Annotated in this window: 17 protein-coding genes; 7 read left to right on the forward strand and 10 right to left on the reverse strand. The window is 75.3% G+C overall.

Annotated elements, in window-relative coordinates; genetic code table 11:
• Positions 1-42 precede the first annotated feature (42 nt).
• The 10 genes from WMF43_RS17755 to WMF43_RS17800 form a co-directional block, all read right to left on the reverse strand.
• Entirely contained in the window at positions 43-768 is a 726-nt protein-coding gene (locus tag WMF43_RS17755; protein WP_437681605.1) for an ABC transporter ATP-binding protein, read from the reverse strand.
• 8 nt (positions 769-776) lie between these two features.
• Positions 777-1,658, reverse strand: a complete 882-nt coding sequence (locus WMF43_RS17760; protein ID WP_437681607.1) for an ABC transporter permease — start codon at positions 1,656-1,658, stop codon at positions 777-779.
• Positions 1,655-2,530, reverse strand: a complete 876-nt coding sequence (gene modA, locus WMF43_RS17765; RefSeq protein ID WP_437681609.1) for a molybdate ABC transporter substrate-binding protein — start codon at positions 2,528-2,530, stop codon at positions 1,655-1,657. Before modA ends, WMF43_RS17760 begins: the two co-directional genes overlap by 4 nt.
• Before the next feature lie 51 nt (positions 2,531-2,581).
• A complete protein-coding gene (locus tag WMF43_RS17770) occupies positions 2,582-3,691 on the reverse strand; it encodes a substrate-binding domain-containing protein (RefSeq protein ID WP_437681611.1) in 1,110 nt (369 codons plus the stop codon).
• A 131-nt stretch (positions 3,692-3,822) separates the two neighbouring features.
• Entirely contained in the window at positions 3,823-5,751 is a 1,929-nt protein-coding gene (locus tag WMF43_RS17775; protein WP_437681613.1) for a hypothetical protein, read from the reverse strand.
• 59 nt (positions 5,752-5,810) lie between these two features.
• Positions 5,811-7,760, reverse strand: coding sequence for a molybdopterin-dependent oxidoreductase (locus WMF43_RS17780; RefSeq protein WP_437681615.1), 1,950 nt, complete (start codon positions 7,758-7,760; stop codon positions 5,811-5,813).
• 7 nt (positions 7,761-7,767) lie between these two features.
• Complete coding sequence (locus tag WMF43_RS17785; protein ID WP_437681616.1) at positions 7,768-8,817, reverse strand: hypothetical protein; 1,050 nt, start codon at positions 8,815-8,817, stop codon at positions 7,768-7,770.
• A 245-nt stretch (positions 8,818-9,062) separates the two neighbouring features.
• The gene (locus tag WMF43_RS17790) at positions 9,063-10,115 is read right to left on the reverse strand and encodes an RluA family pseudouridine synthase (RefSeq protein WP_437681618.1); all 1,053 of its coding nucleotides are present in this window, start codon (positions 10,113-10,115) and stop codon (positions 9,063-9,065) included.
• 155 nt (positions 10,116-10,270) lie between these two features.
• On the reverse strand, positions 10,271-11,458 hold the full coding sequence (locus tag WMF43_RS17795; protein ID WP_437681619.1) for a vWA domain-containing protein: 1,188 nt from the start codon (positions 11,456-11,458) through the stop codon (positions 10,271-10,273).
• 117 nt (positions 11,459-11,575) lie between these two features.
• Positions 11,576-13,075: a sigma 54-interacting transcriptional regulator gene (locus WMF43_RS17800; RefSeq protein ID WP_437681621.1), complete on the reverse strand. Its 1,500-nt coding sequence runs from the start codon at positions 13,073-13,075 to the stop codon at positions 11,576-11,578.
• Between the two features lie 590 nt (positions 13,076-13,665).
• Here WMF43_RS17800 and glgA point away from each other — a divergent pair.
• From glgA to WMF43_RS17835, 7 genes are all read left to right on the forward strand, one after another.
• Positions 13,666-15,123: a glycogen synthase GlgA gene (gene glgA, locus WMF43_RS17805; protein ID WP_437681622.1), complete on the forward strand. Its 1,458-nt coding sequence runs from the start codon at positions 13,666-13,668 to the stop codon at positions 15,121-15,123.
• Positions 15,124-15,210: 87 nt separating this feature from the next.
• Positions 15,211-16,134 (forward strand): hypothetical protein, encoded by a 924-nt coding sequence (locus tag WMF43_RS17810; RefSeq protein WP_437681623.1) that lies wholly within the window; start codon positions 15,211-15,213, stop codon positions 16,132-16,134.
• A complete protein-coding gene (locus WMF43_RS17815) occupies positions 16,127-16,609 on the forward strand; it encodes a FixH family protein (protein ID WP_437681625.1) in 483 nt (160 codons plus the stop codon). The genes WMF43_RS17810 and WMF43_RS17815 overlap by 8 nt, the downstream gene beginning before the upstream one ends.
• Positions 16,610-16,619: 10 nt before the next feature.
• Complete coding sequence (locus WMF43_RS17820) at positions 16,620-18,101, forward strand: WD40/YVTN/BNR-like repeat-containing protein (RefSeq protein ID WP_437681627.1); 1,482 nt, start codon at positions 16,620-16,622, stop codon at positions 18,099-18,101.
• Between the two features lie 205 nt (positions 18,102-18,306).
• A complete protein-coding gene (locus WMF43_RS17825; RefSeq protein WP_437681629.1) occupies positions 18,307-20,232 on the forward strand; it encodes a GAF domain-containing protein in 1,926 nt (641 codons plus the stop codon).
• Positions 20,233-20,239: 7 nt separating this feature from the next.
• Positions 20,240-21,688 (forward strand): GTPase HflX, encoded by a 1,449-nt coding sequence (gene hflX / locus WMF43_RS17830; protein WP_437681630.1) that lies wholly within the window; start codon positions 20,240-20,242, stop codon positions 21,686-21,688.
• 301 nt (positions 21,689-21,989) lie between these two features.
• Positions 21,990-22,421 (forward strand): DUF309 domain-containing protein, encoded by a 432-nt coding sequence (locus WMF43_RS17835; protein WP_437681632.1) that lies wholly within the window; start codon positions 21,990-21,992, stop codon positions 22,419-22,421.
• The last annotated feature ends 114 nt before the right edge of the window (positions 22,422-22,535 follow it).

Consider the following 22,535-nt stretch of genomic DNA (forward strand, 5'->3'; position numbering starts at 1 on the left):
GCGGGCGCGCCGGCGGACGAGGGCCGCGGCGCGTGCGCGTCATCAGACGCCGGCGGAGGCGACGAACTCGGCGACGAACGGCGAGGCCGGGCGCTCCCGGAGCTCCGCGAGGCTGCCCACCTGGACGATGCGGCCCGCCTCGAGCACGGCGACGCGCCCCCCCATCGCGGCGGCGTCCGCGAGGTCGTGCGTGACGACCAGCGCCGGCAAACCGAGCTCTCTCAGGTACCCGGCGACGAACGAGCGCACGTGCCGCCGGGCCCCGATGTCGAGCGCCGCGAGCGGCTCGTCGAGGAGCAGCGCCTCGGGCCTCGCCGCGAGCGCCCTGGCCAGCGCGACCCGCTGCCGCTCGCCGCCGGACAGGCCCGCCGGGCTGCGCCGGGCGAGCTCCGCGACGCCGAGGCCCCGGAGCGCCGCGAGCGCCGCGCCGCGCCGCGCGTTCGCGGGCTGCTTCGGGTCGCGGCAGGCAAGGGCGAACTCGACGTTCTCGAGCGCCGACATGTGCGGGAAGAGGCCGTAGTTCTGGGGCAGGTACCCGAGGCCGCGCTCCTCCGGCGGCAGGTTGGTCCCGCGCTCCGCGTCGAAGAGCGCGCGCCCGTTCAGCAGGATCCGGCCGCGGCGCGGGGAAAGGACGCCGAGGACCAGGTGCAGGAGGCTCGTCTTGCCAGCCCCGTTCGGCCCGACGAGGACGAACGGGCCGTCCTGGATCGCGATCTGCGCCTCGATCGAGAGCCTCCCGAGCCGCGCCTCGACGGTGATCTCGAGCATCACGCCCTTCACGCGCCTTCGCGCCGCTCGTCGCGCCCATCACCCCAGCGCTCCGGCCGCTCGTCGTCGCGCTCCCCGCGCCGCGACAGGCGGGCGGTCCCGCCGCGGACGAGGAGCAGGAAGGTGAACGCCGCGAGCACGAGCACGAGCGACAGGGACTGCGCCACGCGGAGATCCGACTCCAGCGCCGTGTAGATCGCGAGCGGCAGCGTCTGCGTCTTGCCGGTGAGGTTGCCGGCGAACATGAGCGTCGCGCCGAACTCGCCGAGCGAGCGCGCCCAGCTCATGGCGGCGCCGCTCACGAGGCCGGGCGCGGCGAGCGGCAAGGCGACGCGGAGGAACACGCGGGCGGGGGAGGCGCCCAGGCTGCGCGCCACGGTGATGTAGTCCTCGCCGACGCGGCGGAAGGCGCTCGTCGCCGCCTGCACGAAGAACGGCGCCGACACGAAGGTCTCTGCCATGATCACCGCCGCGGTGGTGAACGCGAGGGACCAGCCCTCGGGATAGATCCACCGGCCGAGCAGCCCGCGGCGCCCGAAGGCGAGCAGCATCGCGACCCCCGCCACCGCCGGCGGGATGACGATGGGGAGCTGGAGGAGCGCCTCGACGGTCCGCGGGATCCGGCCGGCGCGGCGGGCGAGCAGCCACGCGAGGGGTGTCCCGAGCCCGACCACGAGGGCGAGGGTCACGCTCGTGGTGAAGAAGCTCAGCTTGAGGGCGGAAAGCGCGAGCGGGTGCCGCAGCCCGGAGACGAGATCGGACCAGCCCGTCGCCGTGAGCAGCCCGAGCAGCGGCAGCATCAGGAACGCGAACAGCACGCTCGCGGCGCCCGCCATGAACGTGCGCCAGAGCCTGCCGCCGAGCGAGGCGCTCCGGGACGCCGCGCTCACTCGGGGGCCCCGGGGCGCCCGGCCCCGGCGCCCGAGAAGCCGGATCGCGCGAGGATCTCCTGCCCGGCGGGAGACGTCACGAGATCCACCCACGCGCTCGCGAGCTCCGGGTGGGGCGCGGAGGCGACGACGGCGATCGGGTACTCGGCGAGGACGTTCACCTCCGCCGGGATGGGGACGATGTCCACGCGGTCCTGGGCGGTCGCCGCGTCGGTGCGGTAGACGATGCCCGCGTCGGCTTCGCCCAGGCTGACCTTGGTCAGCACCTGCCTGACGTTCAGCTCCCTCGAGACCACGCGCGCCTCGACCTTCGCGCGGAAGTCGGCCCCGAGCTGCCGGGAGGCCTTGTCCAGGATCTGGAGCGAGTACCCCCCGATGGGGACCTCGGGCGCGCCGAGGACGATCCGGGCGGCGCCGGGGAGGTCGGCGAGCGTCCGGATCGCGGGCGAGCTGCCCTTGGCGACGATGACGACCGGCTCGTTGCGGGCGAAGACCACCGGGGCCTCGACCTTGCCCGCGGCGCGCAGGGCCTCGATGTGCCGGCGGTCCGCGGAGGCGAAGATGTCGGCGGCCGCGCCGTGCTCGAGCTGCGTCCGCAGCTCCTGGCTGCCCGCGAAGTTGAAGGAGATCTCCGCGGCGGGCCGGCCCTTCTTGAGCTCTTCCGCGAGGCGCTCGAAGCTCTCGCGGAGCGACGCCGCCGCGAACACGACGAGCTGCTGGTCCTTGCCCGCGCCCGGGGCGTCGTGCGCGCCGGAGCCCTTGCACGCTGCGAGCAGGGACAAGGCGAGCCCGACGAGGCACGCGGCGAGCGCCGCGCGGCGGCGGGCGAGGCGCTCTCCACCGTCGGGGCGGGTTCGGTCATGGGCGGGCATGGGCATCTTCCTTCCCTTCTCGACGGGGGCTGCGTTCGGAGGTGGAGCGCGTCATGGGGCGGCGTTCAGCGTGGCCACGCGCTGGCCGCTGGCGCGGACGTCGTAGCCGAGGGCAGAGAGCTCGCGCCGGAACGCCGAGGACGTCATCGCGTCGAAGAGCCGCGCGAGCCTCGGATCGTCGAGCCCGTCGCTCGGCAAGGCGAGGTCGAAGCGCTCCTCGGCGAGCGGCACGAATTCGATGTGGAAGGCCATCGCCGCGTCGCGCGTCGCGAACCCGACGTCCGCGGCGCCCATGGCGATGGCCTGCGCGACCTCGAGCGGTCCGCTCGCCTGGACCGCCGCGGCGGCCGCGACGCTGGCCGGAAGCCCCGCGCGGCGCAGCTCGCTGTCGAGCAGGCGCCGCGCGCCGGACCCCGGCTCGCGCGCGACGAGCCGGAGCCCGGGGCGGCCGAGGTCCGCGACGCCGAGGATGTGGTGGGGGTTGCCGGGGGCCACGAGGAGCCCCGCTTCCCAGTGGGCGAGCGCGACGAGCGCGACGCTGCGCGCGCCCACATGGCGGCGGACGTCCGGCAGGTTCTCCTCGCCGGTGCGGTCGTCGACGAGGTGGACGCCCGCGACGTGCGTCCGGTCGCGCGAGAGCGCCTCGAGCGCCTGCGTGCTCGATCGCGCGAGCCACAGGAAGCGCCCCGGGCCGCGGCGGCGGTTGAGGCGGTCGGCGAGCAGGCCGAGCGCCGGAGCGCAGCCCATGACGACCACGTTCTCGCGCGCGTCGCTCGCCGGACGCAGCAGCTCGACGCTCGCGCGGCCGCGGCGCGCGCGCGAGGCCAGGGCGTCCGCGGACAGATCGACGCCGCGCCGGTCGAGGGGGTAAGAGACCCAGCGCCCAGCGAGGTAGGCGAGCGCGACGCGCCCGGACGACGCGCTGGACTCCGGCTCGACCGCGACGCGCTCCGCCGCGCCTGCTCCCTCGAAGAGATCCTCCACGCGGCAGTCGAGCGCGCGGGCGAGCCGCAGCGCGACCAGCACGGAAGGCGTCGCGCGCCCCGCCTCGATCGCGCCCACGCTCTGGCGGGTGAGGCTCGCCGCGGCAGCGAGGTCGACCTGGGAGAGCCCGCGCTGCTCGCGCAGCGCCCGGACCCGGTTGGCTGCGGCGGCTGTCATGACGCCTACGCTTTACATCATGGAAGGCATACTTGTCATGCGCAGCGCCACGCCGCCCTCGGAGCCGCTCGTCAAGCGCCGGGGCGAGACGGCAGCGCGCGCTTCCGCCCCGCCTCGACCCGCCGCCGCGTTCACGTCGATCCTGCCGCCCGAGCGCGTGTTCCGGGCGCGTCGGCGAGCGCCTCCAGCTCGGCGAGCGCCTCCAGCTCGGCGAGCGCCTCCGGCTCGGCGAGCGCCTCCACCTCTCGCTGCTCCCCTGCGCGCTCGAACGCCGCGAGCGCCGCCGGCGCGACCGCGGCGAGCCACCGCCGGCTCGCGGCGTCGACGCGCAGCTCCTCGCGGAGCCGATCCACCTCGCCCGCGCCGGCGGTCCCCGGGCTCGCCGCTGCGCGGCATACGTCCGCGAGCAGCTCGTCGCGCGCGGTGAGCGGCACGTCGGCGTCCCGCTCGGTGAGGCGCGCCGCTCCGGCGACGTCGCCCTCCCGCGCCCGCAGCGCCAGCGCGACCCGGAGCCTGGCCTTCTCGAGGAACGGATACGACGGGTACCGCTCGGCGAGCAGCGCCATCTCGGCGCGCGCGTCGGCGGTCCGGTCCATCGCCGCGAACAGGAACGCCCGCTCGGCCAGGAGGCTCGGCAGCAGGATGTCCGCCGCCATGGCCCGCGCCGCCTCGGTGCTCAGCCGCGCGAGCCCCGACTCGCACGCGGCCAGCGCCGCCGGAAGATCCCCCTGCCGCTCCGACAGCTCGGCGAGCGAGAGGTGCGCCTGCGCCGCGGTGATGGGCGCCGTGCTCCGGGCGAGCGCCGTGAGCTCGTCGCGCCCGCGCAGATCCTCACCCCGCGCGAGGGCGACGTGGGCGGCCACGAGGCGGCGCGAGAGCTTCCCCCCGCGCACCACGTTCACGACCAGGATGCCCACGAACAGCACGACCGACAGCACCGGGACGAGCCACAACGCGTCGAGCGGGCTCGAGCGACCGGAGACCGGCTCCGTCCGGAGGGGCTCGACGCCGGGCGCCGCGGGCGTGGTGCCCAGGAACTGCCAGAGCGCCAGGAACATCACGATGAGGACCGCCCAGAGGGCCACGAGGCGGCCTGCCGCCTTCGTCACCGGCCGGCGATCGTGGCCGGCGCGCCCCTCCGCCGCGGCGCGCGCGGGCGCGTCCGCGCGCTCGACCTCCGCGCGCGCCAGCTCCTCCAGCCCGGCCGCGGCGCGCGCGGGCGCGCGCACGAACGGCGCCGCGCCGGGCGAGAGGCGCGCCGCCCAGTCCGGGAGGGAGAGCTCTCCGGCGGGCTCGGCGTCGCGCTTCGCGCCCGTGCGGTAGACCGAGCTCGCCTTCGCCTTGAGCATCCGCTGGTACCCGCGGACGAGGGCGCGCTCGCGCGGGCTCGTGTGCTCGACCAGGAGCCGCCGCTCGCGGAGCAGGTGCGCCCGCAGCGCCTCCCGGTCGCCCGCGCGCTCCAGGAGGATCGCCGCCGCGAGCGCCGCGCGCGCGAGCACCTCGGGCAACGCATAAGCGCTCTTCTGGACGAGCGCGACGTCCGCCGCGGCGCCGTCGCGATCCCCGGTCGAGGCGCGGAGCAGGGCCCTCAGCGCGTGCGCCGCCGCGATCGTGCCCTGCTCCACGTGCCAGGCGAGCAGCTCGGCGCGGCGGGCGGCGGCGGCGTCGGCGCGGCGGAGCGCGCCCTCGAGGTCGCCGCGGTGCATGGCCAGGAGCGCGCGCTGGAGGTCGATGATGCGCCGGACGTAGCTCGACCGGCACGTCTCCTCGGCGTAGTCGAGCAGCGCGGAGGCGTCCTCGCGCTGGCCGGACGCGGCCAGGTTGTACGCCTTGTTGACGACCTGCGCGGAGACGCCCATCGAGCGGGCGCGGAGCCCGATCGCGAGCACCAGCGCGCCGAGCGCCCCGAAGAGCGCCCCGAAGCCGAGGGTGCTCGCCGAGAGCGCGCCCGCCGCCGCGCCGACCAGCACCAGCGCGCTGCCGAGCGCGATCTGGCGGTTCGCGATGCGGCGCGCGGCGTGAGGGGTGATCCCGAACCGGGGCGGAAGCTCTCTCGGCATGGACCGAGGGTAGGGGACCGCCGGCAGCGAGGGCCAGGGGCTTCGCGCCGCGCGCGGCGCTACGGCGCGGCGCGCGGCGGGTCGAGCGGCGCGAGGCGCACGCGCTCCTCGTAGAGCGCGCCGCCTTCGCCGATGTCCGTGGTGCGGGCGCGGATCAGCGCGTTGGCGCAGCGGCCGTCCCGGAGGTGGCCGCCCTTCGGGACGAGCGCGACGTCGCGGCGCTGCGCGGGATCGTGGCGGAGCCGCACCACCATCGCGCCGACGCGCGACTCGAGCCGGCACACGCCGCCGTCGGGCAGGCCGCCGGCGGCGTCGGGGTGGACCGTGACGACGGCCGGGCCCTCCGGGGGGCGCGCCCACTGCGACGACTGCGACTTGTCGGTGGAGAGCGCCATGAGCAGCAGCGGGAACTCGCCCGCCTCGGGATCCCCGCGCTCCTCCGGCGCCTCGGTGATGAGGTTGACGCGACCGCTCGGGGTCGGGAACTTGCGGTCCGCGAAGAGCACCTCGGCGGCCAGCGGGTTGCGCACCGGCCCGCGCTCGAGGTCCTCGAGCGTGACGCCGAAGGGCGCGAGCCGGGGCTCGGCGATCCGTCGCTTCCACGCGCGGGCGCTGCCGTCGAGCGCGCCCGCGAGGCCGACGCGCCGCGCGAGCTCCTGCATGATCTCGAGATCGCTCTTCACGCCGTCCGGGGGCGGGACGACGGGCCGGGCGACGCCGAGGTAATGGTGGCCGTAGGCCCCGAGGAGGTCGTCCGCCTCCAGGAGCGTCGTCGTGGGCAGGACGAGGTGCGCGAGCCGCGCCGTGTCCGTGAGGAAGGCGTCGACGACGACGACGAGCTCGCGCGTCCTCAGCGCCTCGGCGACGGTCTCGGACTCGGGCAACATCGCGACCGGGTTGCCCGCGGTGACCCAGACGGCGCGGATCGGGGGATCGCTCATCCGGAGCACCTCCGGTCCGAACAGCGGCTCGCAGACGGTGCGGGGCGCGGGGCGCTGCCCCTCGAACGGCGAGAGGTCGAAGGCGCCGCGCCGCTTGAAATAGAACGAGACCCCACCGCCGGGGACGCCGAGGTTGCCGCTGACCGCGGAGAGCGCGTCGAGGGCGCGCACGATCGCGCCGCCCGAGGTGCGCCGGCCCATGCCCCAGCCGACGAGGATCGCCGCGGGGCGGTCGGCGAGGCGGCGCGCGAGATCCGCGGCGGCGCTCGCGGGCACGTCGGCGTCCTCGCACCACGCCGCGACGGAGCGGCGCGCGGCGAGCGCGCGGAAGGCGCCCAGGTGATCGCAGTAGCCCGCCGCCGACGGATCGATCCACCCCTCGTCGAAGAGGACGCGGGCGACGGCCATGGCGAGCGCGAAATCGCCGCCGGGGCGGGGCTGGTAGAACGCCCCGCACAGGGAGGCGGTCCGGTGGTGCACGGGGTCGATGAGCACGAGCTCGGCGCCGCGCGCCTTGGCCTCGCGCAGCACCGGCAGGGTGTGCGGGCTCGACGTGAAGACGTTCTTGCCCCAGAGGAGGATGTGCCGGGCGTTCCGCAGGTCGGCGAGGTCGTGGCTGTCCTCCTCGCCGAAGTCGGTGAGCTGCGCGGCGTCGCCCGCGCCGGAGCAGATGTCGCCGCGCTTGACCGTGACCGGCCCGAACCGCGCGAAGAAGGCGTCGGTGATCCCCGCGAGCATCCCGAGCGAGCCGCCGCTCCGGTAATGGAAGATCGCGGCCGGGCCCGACTCGCCGCGGATCTTGAGCAGCTGCGCGGCCGCGGCGTCGAGCGCCTCGTCCCACGAGACGGGCGCGAGCTCGCCGCCCTTGCGGAGCAGCGGCGTCGTCAGGCGCGCGGGCGAGTACTGCGTCTCGAGGAAGCGCGAGGTGCGGTAGCAGAGGAAGCCGCGCGTGATCGGGTGGCTCGGGTCGCCGGCGAGGCGCACGACGCGGCCGTCCTCCACGGTGGCCACGATGCCGCACGCGTCGGGACAGTCGCGGTTGCAGACCGTCTTGCGGAGCTCCTGCACGGCGCGCCTAGTCCGCGGCGAGCCGCTCGGGCGCGTACTCCCTGGAGTCGTCGCCCGAGATCTCCTGCGCGATGGCGCGGAGCTGCTCGTAGCGCTCGCGCAGGAGCGACCAGAGCCGGTCGCGGATGTCCCTGGAGTCGAGCCGCTCCGCGGGGCGGGTGTTGCTGAGCAGCCACTTCGCCGTGGTGTTCACGCGGAGGACCTCCTCCCGGGTGATGGAGATGCGGGTGTGCACGTGGCTCCACCGGTCCAGGATGAGGCCCGTGATCGCGGCCGCGGCGTTCGCGGGATCGCCGGCGACGAGCGCGCGCCGGACGATGCCGAAGGTCTCGGGGACGATGCCGCGCGGGAAGCACACCTCGGCCGCCGCGAGCGTCGGGCGGAGCGCCTCGTAGAGCAGGTCGAGCCGCTCGGCGACCTCGGGCGGCGGCGCGTCGTCGGGCTTCATGCGCGTCACCGCGTAGTCGAGCGCCATGGCGAGCTCCGGCAGGCTGCGGATCGCGTCGAAGCGGGACTTCGGCAGCCGGCGCCGGTGGCGCGCCGGATCGCGCGTGACCGACTGCACGGCGCGCCGGACGATCGCGAGCACGCCGCTCGCGTCGCCGCGGAAGGCCTGCACGTTCGCCGCGGGGACCTCGCTCGCCGGCATCGCGTACCGCTCGTACCGCTCGCGATCCAGGCTCTCGTCGCCCCGGCCGCGCGGATCGAGGTCGGCGCCGGCGGCGGACAGGGGCGCGACGCCGGTGGTGGATAGAGGCGCGACGCCGGTGGTGGATAGAGGCGCGACGCCGGCGGTGGACGGCGGCGCGACGCCGGCGGTGGACGGCGGCTCGGCGCCGGCGGTGGACGGCGGCTCCGCCGCTTCCAGCTGCTGGGCCGGGTCGGTCTGCTGGGGCTCGCCCGCGCCGGGGCGCTCTCCTGGAGAGAGCGCCGCCTCGGCGCGCGCTTGCTCCTCGGGCCCGGACGCCGCGCCCTGCGCGGTGCTGTCGGCCTCGAGCGGGTTGGACCGAAGCGCTGGATCCCGCAGCGCCTCGAGGTCGTCTCGCGCACGCGTCATCCCGGTCATCGTACGTAAGTCAGCGCGATGGCACAAGATCCGCCGCCGCTCGCGGCCGGTGAATCGGCGCCCCGCGCGGGCGCCATGACGCGCTGCCCATGACGCGCGCCGGTCCCTCGGGCTTCGCGCGGAGCCCGGAGCCCCATGTCCGCTCCGCGCCGGGCCGCTCCGCGTGCGGCCCGGCGCGGCCCGGCGCGGCCCGGACCCGGCCGCGCCCGCCTCACCCCTCCAGCACACCCCGCCGCTCATGCCTCCAGCGCATCCCAGAAGGCGCGGAGATCGTCGGAGAGCGGCGCCTCGATGCACACGCGCGCGCCGGTGGCCGGGTGCGTCAGCTCCAGCAGCGCCGCGTGCAGGGCGTGGCGGTCGAGCTCGAGCGCGCGCCGATCCTCGTCGGTGAGCTCGCCGTCGGCGCCGCGCGCGAACATGCCCTCGTCCGGGCCGTAGAGCTTGTCGCCGACGAGCGGCAGGCCGCTCGCCGCGAGGTGGACTCGGATCTGGTGCTGCCGGCCCGTCTCCAGGGTGCAGCGGATCATCGCGTAACGGCGGCCGGTGAGGGGATCGGCCCGCCGGCCCAGCACCTCGAACGCGGTGGCCGCGGTGAGCCCGCGGCCCGGCGGCGCGACCCGCATCTTGACCTTGTAGCGGCTCTCGGTGTCGAGCTCGAGCGGCAGCTCGACCCGGAACGTATCGCGCTCGGGCGCGCCCCACGCGATCGCGATGTAGCGCTTGAGGACGCCGGTGCGCTCCTCGAACTGCGCCTTGACGGTGCGGTCGGCCTCGGGCGTGCGGCAGAGGAGGAGCACGCCGCTCGTCTCCCGGTCGAGCCGGTGGGCGAGGAACAGCCGCTCGCCCGGCCGCGCGGCCTCCATCATCTTGATGACGGTGCTCTTGTGGTACCGGGCCGTGGGGTGCACCGGCAGGCTCGGCGGCTTGTTGACGGCGAGCAGCGCGTCGTCCTCGTGGAGGACCGGGATCGCGGTGTCGGGCGCCTGCTCGTCCCACGGCGCGCGCCAGAGGAGGATGCACTGCTCCGGCCGGACGCGGTCGCTGCCGCGCAGGCGCCGCGCCTCGGGCGAGTAGGCGCCGCGGGCGACGATCTCGGCGGCGCGCGTGCGGCTCGTGCGCTTGAGCTGGCTCTGGACGAACCGGTCGAGCCGCATGCCCGCGGACTCGGGCGGCACGCGCAGCACGGTGACGACCGACCCTTCCGGCACCTCCGGCGGGCGCACCACCTGCGTGCCGCGGCCGAAGGGGCCGGTCGTGCCGGCGAGCTCCCGCGCGCTGATCCTGGTCATGGGTCGAGGTCGCCGGAGCCTTTAGCAAAAGCGCCGGCCGGGGGCGCGGAAAACGCGGACGCCCGTTGGCGCAGCGGAGCGACGCGGCCGCCGGCGGGGCGCTGCGCCGGGGCGCGGCGGCGCGCCCGCTGCGCCGGGGCGCGGCGGCGCGCCGCTCACAGCGGGTCGATGATCTCGCAGGGGAAGTCGAACGAGATGCCCTGCGTCGCGCTCTTGAGCTGCGCGCAGGCGTCGCCGGCGAGGACGAGCTGGGTGGAGCTCTCCATGTACCAGCCGTTCTGCTCGTCGTAGGGCACGGGCGTGCCGTCGATGAGCACCTGGCCCTCGGACGCATGCTCGAGATCGACCTCGATCTCGCCCTGCAGGTCGAACGTGCAGCTCTGCGCGCCGGAGATGGCGGCGTTGAGCTCGGCCTCCAGGGCGGCCGCGTTGGTGGCGTCCGGGGTGTAGAACGTCGCGGTGCCTCCCGTGGCGGCGTACGTGCCCGCGCCCCGGTAGCAGCTGTTCTGGGTGCCGTCGCGCGGCTCGCGCACGGGCTGGCCGGCGCCGGCGTTCGCCACGTCCTGCAGGTGCTCCGCGAACGATCCCTCGCCCAGGCCGAAGACCCACGTCCCGATGCCCTGCGCGTAGGCGGACTGCACCGCGGCTACCACGTCGTCGCGCGCGCACACGGCGGGCCCGTCGTCACATCGGTCGGGCTCGCCGTCGGTGACGAACAGGATGTACTTGGGGCCGGGCTCCGGGAACTCGAGCAGCGCGGGGATCACCTCGTTCATGAACGTCGAGCCGGTGGGCGTCTCCAGCTTGCCGGGGGGCTTGACGGAGGCTGCCTCGTACGCGGCGGCGATCGCCTCGTAGTTGCCCAGCGCGAAGCCGTCGGTCCCCGCGAGCAGCGGGCACTGGTCGGGCGCGACGCCCGTGAACGTGAGGAAGCCGAAGTTCACCTTGTCCTGCAGGCTCTGCACGACGTTGAGCACCGCGGTCTGCAGCGGCTGCCAGAAGCCGCTGTCGTACATGCTGCCCGAGCGATCGACGACGATCATCACGGTCGGCGTCTGCGGCGTGAACGGGATCTCGTGCTGCTGACAGCTGCCGCCGGCGCCCCCGGTCCCGGGGTCGATGAAGCCGTCATCGCCGCCGGTGTTCGCGCTGGAGGTGCCCGGCGCGCCGCCCGCGCCGCCCGCACCGCCCGCGCCGCCGCCGGAGACGCTGGAGCCGCCCGCGGCGCCGGCGCCCTGGGAAGCGCCGTTGCCGTCATCCTTGCTGCCGCAGCTCAAGGCGACGCCGGCGGCGAGGAGGGCGAAGGACAAAGCCAGCCTGGAAAAGCTAAGTGTGCTGCTCACGAGGTAAAGATACACCGGCTGGGGCGGTATGTCTCCGCCGCGCGCGGCCCTGGCGGCGCCTGCGGCGTGGGTGGAAAGTTGCGGGGGCATCGCCGCCGTCGCCGTCCCTCCGGGCGATCACCGGGCGCGCGAGAACCCGCGGGGCGGGCACGCGCTCGGGTCGCGCAGCCCTGCGACGTCGATCGCGTGTTTCTTGAGCAGGCGGTACAGCGCGTAACGGCTCGTCAGCCCGAGCGCGCGCGAGGCGCGCGCCAGATTGCCCTCTTCCTGGACGATACACGCGCGGATCTCCTCGGCGGTCGGCTCGGACGATCGCGCGCGCAGGTCGCGCGGCGCGCCGTCGGGCTGCGGGCGGGGCGGGCCGCTCGACGCGCGGGGGCGGTCGGGGCCGCCCGGGAGCGTGAGCACGCTCCCCGTGCTGTCGGCCATGGCCTGCCAGAGCAGGCTGTCGAGCTCTCGCACGTGCGTCGCGTAGCGGCGGTGCAAGAGGTGCTCGATGAGCTCGCCCGAGACGTAATGGTCGCCGTTCTCGTGGCGGGTGAAGCGGCGCAGGAGATCAGGGCTCCTCTCCGCCGCGCGCCGGAGGAGATACCGCACGAACAAGGGGATGTCCTCGACGCGCTCCTCGATGCCGGCCACCGCGAGGCGCAGCGTCATGCGCGCGAGCAGGTCGTGCTTGAGCGCCTCCGGCGCGCGGTTCGTCGCGGCGAGGAGCCTGAAATCGGCGCGCCTCGGGTAGGCGTCGCCGAGGCGCTGGTACTCGCCGTTCGCGTCGAGCACGCGCAGGAGGTTCGCGTGGATGCTCGACGGCAGCTCGCCGATCTCGTCGAGGAACAAGGTGCCGCCGTCGGCCGCGCCGACGAGGCCTGGCCGCCCGGGGATGCCCGGGTTGGGGTAGTTCTTGATGTTCCCGAAGAGCTCGGCGTCGACGAGCCCCGGCGGGAACGTGGCGGCGTTGCGCGCGATGAACGGCCGCGCGGCGCGGCTGGAGAGGGCGTGCGCCGCGAGCGCGACCCGCTCCTTGCCGGCGCCGCTCGGGCCGAGGATCAGCGTGTGGAGGTCCGATTTCGCCGCGAACGCCACCTGCTCGCGCAGCCGCCAGGCGGCGGGGCTCTCGCCGACGAGGCCGAAGGCGTCCGCGTCGCCGAACGTCCCGAAGAACGCCTCGGGGAAGTGCCGCAGCGGGGGGAGCGAGGGCGCGCGCGCCGTGCACCAGAGCAGGAGATCGCCCTTGAGGAGCAGCGTGTCGCCCGGCGTGAGCACGCACCGGGACACCGGCGTCCCCCGGAACAGCGCCGGCGTGGGGCCGAGGCGCTCGACGTGCAGCCCGTCGCTCCGGGGGCGGATGCTGAGCTCCTCGCTCGAGAGGCCTGCACCCCGGAGCGGCAGCGTGGGCTCCAGATTCCCCGGGCGCTGCCGGAAGAACCGGACGCGCGCCTCGTGATCGCGCGCCGACGCCGGCGTCTGCCCGAGCACCTGCGGGCAGTCGAGGTGCCCGAAGTGCGCGACCTCGCCGACGCGCCACGGCTCCGCCGCGGACCAGGCGATCACCAGCGCCAGCGCCGCGTCTCCGTCGGTCGGCAAAGAAGATAACGCGGCGTCAGCGGACTCGGACATAGACCATTTCCCCGTACGAACCGATCCCGCGGAGCTGAAGCTCGATTAGAGACGGTCGGATGTAAGACAACGGACGCAGCTTAAAAGCAACACGCGTGCCAGCGATCTCATCCTTGGGGTTGCGTCGCGTGCAGCGGTCTCTCGTGGTTTCCCGAGGGCCGCGAGGCGCGAAGACCACGGCATGGCGAGCGAGGGGGCCGGATCGCCGGTCTCGAGCCGTCGGGTGATGGACACGACGGCCGGTCGTGATGGGCGCGACGGCCGGTGACGTCGGGGCGTCGGTGGCACGAGGCGGCGCGCGCGTGCTGGCACCTGGCACGATGGCACCGCGGGATGGCACACGGGTGTCCCTGCTCGGCCGGTGTCATCCCAGCGCCGCGCCGGGATACGTCGATGCAGATCGCGGCGAGGCGCCGCGCGCGCCGAAGAGGACGCCTCTCGGGCCGAAGCCGAAGAGGGCGCCTGGGGCCGAAGAGGACGCCTCTCGGACAGAGAGGTGCCCGGGCGCGCGGCGGGCAGGCAGAGGGGCCCTGCGCGCGTGCGGAAGGCGCCCCGTGCTCCGGCCGGTTCGTGCTACACACGGCGCCCGCATGGACATCCTCTTCGCTGCATCCGAGATCGCGCCCATCATCAAGGTCGGCGGGCTCGCGGACGTCGTGTCGTCGCTCTCGAAGGCGCTCCGGCTGCTCGGCCACAAGGTGACGATCGCCCTGCCGCGCTACCGCGCGCTCGATTCGAGCGGGCTGATGATGGCACGCCGGCTCACCCCGATGCCGCTCGAGGTCGATCCGAGCGTCTCGCCGGACGGGCCGATCCAGGTGACGCTCTTCGACGGGCGGCTGAGCACGGGCGTGGAGCTCGTCGTGCTCGACGTGCCCGGCTTCCACGACCGGCCGGGGATCTACGGCGAGGAGGGGCGCGACTACGAGGACAACGCGCGCCGGTTCTCGCTGTTCTCCCGCGCCGTCGTGGAGCTCGTGCGCCAGCGGGCCCGGTCGGGCTCGCCGTTCGACCTCGTGCACGTCCACGACTGGCCGACCGCCATGGTGGCGTACCTGCTCCGGCACCACCAGCCGTCGATCCCCGGCAAGACGGTGCTGACCCTCCACAACGTGGCGCACCAGGGCCTGTTCCCGCGCGAGGCGCTCGCGCCGCTCGGCCTGTCGGACGAGCACTTCCGGCCGGAGCGGCTCGAGTTCTACGGCCAGCTGAACTTCCTGAAGGGCGGCATCCTCGCCGCGGACGCGCTCACCACCGTCTCGACCACCTACGCGAACGAGATCCTCACGGCGAAGCAAGGCGAGCGGCTCGACGGCGTCCTCCGGACCCGGGCGGCCCAGCTCACCGGCATCGTGAACGGCATCGACTACGCCGTGTGGAACCCGATGACCGACCCGGCCATCATCGCGCGCTACGACGCCGAGGACGTGAGCAACAAGGGCCGCTGCAAGAGCGCGCTGCTCCAGGAGATCGGGCTCGAGATCCGGCCGGATCGGCCGCTGCTCGTGTCCGTGGGCCGGGTGGTCGCGCAGAAGGGCAGCGATCTGCTCGCGAGCGCGATGCCGAAGATCCTGAAGGGCGACGTGAGCGTCGTCGTGGCGGGCGAGGGCGACCCCGCGCTCATGGAGAAGCTCGCCGCCGCCGCGGCGAAGGCGCCGGAGCGGGCGAAGGTCCTCGGCGGCGTGAGCGAGGCCGTCGTGCACCGGCTCATGGCCGCGGCCGACCTCGTAGTGGTGCCGTCGCGCTTCGAGCCGTGCGGCCTCGTGCAGCTCTACGCGCAGCGGTACGGCGCCGCGCCGGTGGCGTGCCGGACCGGCGGCCTCGTGGACACGATCGTCGACCTCGACGCCTCCCTGGAGACGGGCACGGGCTTCCTGTTCGACAAGCCGACGGCGACCTCGCTGCTCGGCGGCGTGCAGCGCGCGGTCGCCGCCCTGACGTCGCCCCGCTGGCCCGCGGTCCAGCGCCGCATCATGCGGCTCGATCTGGGCTGGGATCGGCCGGCGCGCCGCTACGTCCAGGTCTACCGGCAGACGCTCGCCGGCTGAGCGGCCGCCCGATCCGGATCGGGCCGCGCCCCCGCGCGACAACGTGTCGCATGCCGCCGGGCGGCGGCGTCGCCTATAGCAGCGCCCGTGCTTCCCAGGACCCTCGCCGGCGCCGCGCTCGCGCTGTCGCTCGCTCTGTCCTCGAAGGCCGCGCGCGCGTCGGCCTGCTGCGGGACCGGCCACGGGGTGGGCCACTGGCTCGCCCCCTCGGAGCGCGCCGCCGCGAGCTTCGCCGTGCGCGCCTCGGAGCAGATCGGGTCGTGGACGTGGGCGCGCGATTTCGCGCCCAGGGCCGCGAGCAGCTACCACCGCGAGCTCCGGACCGACGTCGGGTGGATGGTGCGGGTGCACGAGCACGTGCAGCTCGGCATCGCCGTCCCGCTGATGGTCGCGTGGAAGGGCGCCCGGGACGGCGCGTCCTCGGGCGGGGGCGCGGGCGACATCACCGCGGCAGGGCGGATCGATCTGCTCGAGAGCGGCGTGTCCCCCTGGATCCCGGCCGCCGCGCTCACGCTCGCGGTCGCGCTGCCGACCGGGCGGCCGCAGGGCGCCTCGAGCGACCGGCTCGGCGCCGACGTCACCGGCCTCGGCGCGGCGGAGCTGCGGCCGGGCGTCGTCCTCGAGAAGTCGTGGGGCTCGCTCCAGGCGCTGCTCTCGGTCTCGGCCGGGTTCCGCACGCGCTTCCACCTCCCGACCGGCGAGTCGCTCCAGCTCGCGCCGCGCGTGCAGGTCCTCGCCGCCGCGGGGCCGGCGTGGCCCTCCGGGGTCTCGCTCGCCGTGGGCGGCCTCTACGAGATCGAGCCGTGGCCGACCCGGGACGGACGCGCCACGCCGGGCGCCACGCGCGAGCGGACAGCGCTGCTCGCGGTGCTGGCCTGCGACATCACCGCGCGCTGGACCGCGATCGGCAACCTCCAGGCGGACGTGCCGATCTCCGGGATCGGCCGCGAGGAGATCGCCTTCGCCGCGCTGTCGGCGGGCGTTCGTTACGTGTGGGGAAGGCATGATTGAACGTCGGAATTCATCGTCGGAGCAGGCGACAAGGCGGTCGGCGTCGCGACGCCGGCGTCGAGACCGCCGCCGCGGGGCGTGGGCTCGCCTCGCGGCGCCCGCGGCGCTGGCGCTCGCGGCGCTCGAGGGCTGCGCCGCGCCCGAGGCGGACGGGGCGCCCGTGAGCCGGCTGGGGAAGGTCAACTTCGTGGCGGAGCCGCTCGCCCCGCCCGCGCAGGGGGCGAACACCTTCGAGGTGCAGCTCTCCTGGCGCGACTCGGGGGAGCCTGTCGAGGGCGTTGCGCTCCGCGCGTCGGCGATGATGCCGTCGATGGGCCATCAGCCCACCGACGAGCCCAGGGTCGAGGAGACGGGACCCGGGCTCTACGAGGTGAGCGACGTGGTCTTCTCGATGCCAGGCCTCTGGGAGGTGCGTTACCGCGCCGTGAGCGCGTCGCTCCTCGACGAGGCGGCGTTCCAGTACCGGGTGGAGTAGTCTCGCCCTCGTGCAATCTCCTGCTGGTGAGACATCCGGCGCGCGCCGCGGGCGGCGCGCGCGGCGGCCCGGCCCGGCGGGGATCGCCGCCGCCGCGCTGCTCTCGATCGCGGCGCTCGCGGCGCCCGCCTCGGCGAACGGCCGCTTCCCGGCCGCCGGCCTGATCGCCGCCCACCCGAGCGATCCGTCGCGCCTCCTGGTGCGCGCCACCTACGGGCTGCTCGCGACGCAGGACGGCGGCGAGACCTGGCGCTGGATCTGCGAGCCGCTCGTCGGCTTCGGCGGCTACGAGGACCCGATGCTGGCCTTCCTCGCCGACGGGACGATCATCGCGGGGATCTACGACGGGCTCAGCGCCTCGAAGAACGGCGGCTGCGACTGGGCCTTCGCCCCGGGCGACCTCCTCGGCCGCTACGTGGTGGACCTCTCGGCCGAGCGCGCAGACCCCTCCCGCGCGGTGCTCGTCTTCAACACGGGCCTCGGCGCCGGGCGGTTCTTGACGCAGCTCTGGGAGACGAACGACAACGCCGGCACGTGGACGCGGGCGGGCGCCGACCTGCCCGACGACTTCCTCGCGCTCACCGTGGACGTGGCCCCCTCGGAGCCCTCCCGCGTCTACCTGAGCGGCCGTCTCGGCGGGCCCGACTACACCGGCGTGCTCTTCCGGACGCTCGACCGCGGTGAGACGTGGGAACAGCTCGCGATCCCGGGGAGCGACGACAGGCACCTGCCCTTCCTGAGCGCGATCGATCCCGCCGATCCCGATCGCGTCTACGTGCGGATCGACGGCGATCCGAGCGACGTGCTCGTCGTCTCGGACGACGGCGGGCAGACCTTCACCACGGCCTTCGAGGGGCAGGGCAACCTGCTCGGCTTCGCGCTCTCGCCGGACGGGGCGACCGTGCTCGTGGGCGGCGACATGGACGGGATCTGGCGCGCGCCGGCCAGCACGCTCGAGTTCGAGAAGGTCTCGGACGTGGGCGCGCGGTGCCTGACCTGGACGCCCGAGGGGCTCTTCGCCTGCGGGGACGAGTTCACCGACGGCTTCACCGTCGGCGCGTCGCGCGACGAGGGCGCGACCTTCTCCGCCCTCCTGCACCTCGACGGGCTCTGCGGTCCGCTCGAGTGCGCGCCCGACAGCGGCATGGCCGAGACCTGCACCGATCTCTGGGGCGCGACGCAGCTCTCCGTCGGCTCGCGGCAATGCGGCGGCGACGCGGGCGCGGGCGGGGGCGGCAGCGGCGAGGGCGGCGGCAGCGGCGAGGGCGGCGGCGCGCCGCCCGCGGAGGAGCCGGGCGGGTGCGGGTGCAAGCTCGGCGCGGCGGGCGCGGAGGCCGCCGCGCCGCTCGGCGGGGGCGCGGCCTGGCTCGCCCTCTCCGCCGCGGGCGCGATCTCGGCCGCGCGGCGGCGGCGTCGCGCGGCCGCGCGCCAGCCGGCGCGGGCCGGCGCGGGGCGCGCCCCGGAGGGCCGCTCGCCCGGGGATGATCGATAAGTGCTTCATAAGGACTTATGGAAGACTCCTTACGAAGACGCGGGCGGCCAGCCCCTTGCGGCGAGGCGGTCGACCAGCGAGCGCGCGGGGCCGGGGAGCTCGGGCAGACGGGCGCACGGGAGGGACGCGCCCCAGGTTCGTTTCTGGATCTCCCCCATCGCAGGCTGACGTAGACTGGGCTGCATCGGCTCCGGCCAGCGCGTGAATGTCCCAGAGAGACCTTCCCAAATCGCCGCTCGCCGCCTTTCTCCGTGCGCACAGCGCGGGGATCCTGGACGCGTGGGAGCGCGCGGAGCGGCGCCGCGCGCCGGGTGAGCGGCCCCCCGGCTTCGTCGCGCTGCGCGAGGAGCTGCCCTCGGTCTTCGAGCGCATCGCCGAGCGCCTCGACGCGGCCGTCTCCGCGGCGGTTGTGCCGCAGAGCGACGAGGAGCGCGACTCGTGGACCGGCGTCGAGTCGGTCTCGGCCGAGTTCCCGGAGCCGCTGCTCGGCTTCCGCGTGCTCGACCGGCTGCGCGACGGGTTCGACCTCGAGGACGTGACGGCGCAGTACGCGGTGCTCCGCCGCTGCGTGCTCCGGTTCCTGGAGCGGACCGGGACGCAGCCGTCGTGGCTCGAGATGACGGTGCTCCACGAGGCGCTCGACCAGGTGATCATCGACCCGGCCGCGCGCAGCGCCGCGGCGCGCGAGCGCGCGCTCGGCGCGCTCGATCGCGTGTCGGCCGAGGGCGTCGGCAGCGCGCAGATCGACCGGCTCCTCCGGCGGCTGCTCGAGGTGCTGCTCGAGTCGGCGCGGTCGGCCGACTGGGCGGTGATGCTCCTGCTCGAGGGCGAGTCGCTGCGGATCCGCGCGGGGATCGGGATCGACGAGGCGCTGTGGAGCCTGCGCGCCTACCGGCTGGCGGAGGGCTTCATCGGGCGCGTCGTCCGCGAGCGGCGCCCGGTGGCGCTGCGCTCGGCGGCGCCGGACCCGCTGGCGACCGACGCGGGCGGCGGCGCGGCGGGGTCCGAGTCGGGCGCGCAGAGCGAGCGCCCGAGCGACGCGCTGCACGCCCTCTACGGGGTGCCGCTGCTCGCGGAGGGGCGCCTGCTCGGCGTCGCCGTGATGAGCTCGCGCCGCGTGGCGGAGTTCTCGGAGGGCGACCGGCTGCTCTTCCGGAAGGCGGCGGAGCGCGCGGCCGCGCTCGCGACCCAGGCGCAGCTGCGCGAGCAGCTCGCGGCGGAGCGCAGCCGGCTCGAGGCGACGATCCAGCGGCTGCCGGTCGGCGTGGCGATCGCGGAGGGGGCGTCGGGCGCCCTCGTCCTCGGCAACCGGCGGTTCTCGGAGATCGTCCGCGGGCCCGACGAGACCCCGAGCAACGCGCCCCTCCGGACGCTGCTCAGCGAGACGGACGACGATCAGCGCGCGCGCTGGCTGCTCTTCCGGGCGCTGCACGGCGGCGAGACCGTCTCCGGCGAGGAGCTCGAGTTCGTCCGCGGCGACGGGGAGCGCCGCCGCGGCAGCTTCACCGCGACGCCCGTGCGCGACGCCGACGGGCGGATCACCGCGGCCGTCATGGTCGTCGACGACGTGACCGAGCGCCGGAAGGCGGAGCGCGCGCGCGAGCTCCTCGTCGAGGCGAGCGCGCTGCTCGCGTCGTCGCCCGACCACGAGGGGACGATCGAGCACGTGGTGCGGCTCGGCGGCGAGCGCTTCGCGGACCTCTGCGCGCTCGACCTGCTCGACGACGGCGGCGGGGCCCCGCGGCTCGTCGCCGCGGCGCGCGTCTCCGAGGCGCGGGCGATCCTGCCGAGGCTCTCCCGGCTCCCGCCGCTCCTGCTCGCCGACGGCGGCGCGTCGGCCGAGGTGATGGCCCGCGGGGAGGCCACGCTGGTCCCGCTGGTCACGGATCCGTGGCTCCAGCGGATCGCCCGCGGGCCGGAGCACCTCGCGGCGCTGCGCGAGCTCGGCGCCCGCTCGGCGATCCTCGTGCCGCTCGCCGCGCGCGGCAGGAAGCTGGGGCTGCTCAGCGTCTGGACCATCGAGCGCGAGCTCCACCACGACGACGCGGCCGTGGCCGCGGAGCTCGGGCGCCTCGCGTCGCTGGTGCTCGAGAACGCGCGGCTCCACCGCGAGGCGGCGCGGCCCCGGTAGTTCAGTTATGACAACGCAAGAACAGGAACGTCCTCTCGCTGTGCTCGTCGGGGTGCAGCTCCCCGGCGTCGACGATGTCGAGCACGCCGCCGATCTGGCCGAGCTGGGTCGCCTCGTGCAGACGCTCGGCTTCGACGTGATCGCGACCGTGTCGCAGCGGCGCAGCGCGCTGGCGGCGGCGGCGGTGCTCGGCGAGGGCAAGCTCAAGGAGCTCGCGGAGCTCACGGGCGGCAGCGGCGTCGTGCCCTCGAGCGCGCCGGAGCGGAAGAACAAGGCGCGCGCGCGCCGGCAGGCAGAGGCCGGCGAGGGCGCGGAGGACGGGGGCGATCCCGGCGAGGAGGGCGATCTCGACGAGGGCGACCTCGGCGAGGGCGACGAAGGCGCCGCGGCGCCGGGCCGGGGGGACGGCGAGCGGGGGGCGGTGCGGCGGGCGACGATCGTGGCGGTGGACCACGACATCTCGCCGAGCCAGGCGCGCAACCTGGAGCGGGCGACCGGCGCGCAGGTGCTCGACCGGGCGGGCGTGATCATCGAGATCTTCCACCGGCACGCGCGGAGCCGGCAGGCGAAGCTCGAGGTGGAGATCGCGCGGCTCAACTACGTCGCGCCGCGGCTCCGCGAGACGGGCGGCGGCGGCGACCGGCAGCGCGGCGGCATCGGCGGCAAGGGCGCCGGCGAGAGCGCGCTCGAGCTCGATCGCCGCAAGATCCGCGACCGCATCGCGGAGCTGAAGCAGGAGCTCGCGGGGGTGCAGCGCGAGCAGTCGACGCGGCGCGCGCTGCGGCAAGGGCAGCGCCGCGTCGCGCTGGTCGGCTACACGAACGCCGGGAAGTCGTCGCTGATGCGGGCGCTGACGGGCAGCGAGGTGCTCGTCGCGGACAAGCTGTTCGCGACGCTGGACACGACGGTGCGCGCGCTCCACCCCGAGGTGCGGCCGCGGATCCTGATCTCGGACACGGTCGGGTTCATCAAGAAGCTGCCGCACGACCTCGTGGCGAGCTTCCGCTCGACGCTGGACGAGGCGCTCGAGGCGTCGCTCCTGCTCTACGTGGCCGACGCGTCGGATCCGACGTTCCGCGATCAGCTCGGGGTGACGCGCAGCGTGCTCTCCGAGATCGGCGCGAGCGAGGTGCCGAGCCGCCTCCTGCTCAACAAGGTGGACCGGCTCTCGGAGGAGGAGCGGGACGCGCTGCGCCTCGAGTTCCCGGAGGCGACGCTGCTCTCGGCGAAGATCCCGGCGGACGTGGCGGCGCTGCGCGAGGCGCTCATCGCGTTCTTCGAGGAGTCGATGGTCGAGGCCGAGCTGCGCCTGCCGTACGCGAAGCAGAGCCTGATCGGGGAGATCTACGAGAACGCGCGCGTGCTCTCGGAGGAGTACGACGACGCGGGCGGCCGCCTCGTGGTGCGGGCGCACCCCGCGGCGCTCGATCGGCTGCGCAGCCTGCTCTCGCGCTGACGGGGCGGCGCGCCGGCCCAGCGTGGAGGGCGGCGCGCCGGCTCAGCATGGAGGGCGGCGCGCCGGCTCAGCGTGGAGGGCGGCGGCGACGCCTGCGGCGGCGCAGGAACACGCCGATCGCGAAGGCGACGAGGTGGAGCCCCACGATCACGCCCACGAGGATCCACCGCTGCACGTGCCGAGCCTACCACCGCGGCTGGGGATCGCGGGCGGGTACCGGAGCGCGCGGACGGATGCACGCGGGCCGCGCGTGGTACCGTCTGCATCGCCGCCCGCCTCGCCGCTCGCCCCGCCCCACGCCATGACCTCTCGCGACGCCGAGCTCCATGTGATCGTCCAGCGGGGGATCGAGGCCTACCGCGCCGGGCTGTTCTTCGAGGCCCACGAGCTGTGGGAGGTCCGGTGGCGCGACGAGCAGGACCCGGTGAGGAAGACGTTCCTGCAGGGGCTCATCCTCGTCGCGGCGGCCCTGCACAAGCTCACGAAGATGCAGAGTCCGTCCGGTGCGGTGCGCCTGCTCAACAAGGCGCACGCCCGGCTCGCGGGCGTGCCGGAAGGGACGGGCGGCGTGGCGATCGGGACCCTGCGCGGCGACATCGAGCGCGCGGCGAGCGCCATCGCACAGCGCGCGAGCGAGGGGGACACGGCGCTCGACGCCGCGCTTCTGCCCCGGATGGATGCCGCGGGCGCGATCGCTCCGTCCTCGCCCGCCGCGGCGCGTCCGCGCACGTGATCCGCTGGCCGGAACGGGCTCTGCAGTTAGATTGCGCATCTCCCGTGCGACGCAGGAAGCGCGCGCGACATCGTTTGCCTGGGTGGCGGGCGCTCGTTCAGGGGGGTGCCCACA

This window comes from Sorangium sp. So ce131 (assembly GCF_051519095.1).
In the GTDB taxonomy this organism is placed as follows: domain Bacteria; phylum Myxococcota_A; class Polyangia; order Polyangiales; family Polyangiaceae; genus Sorangium.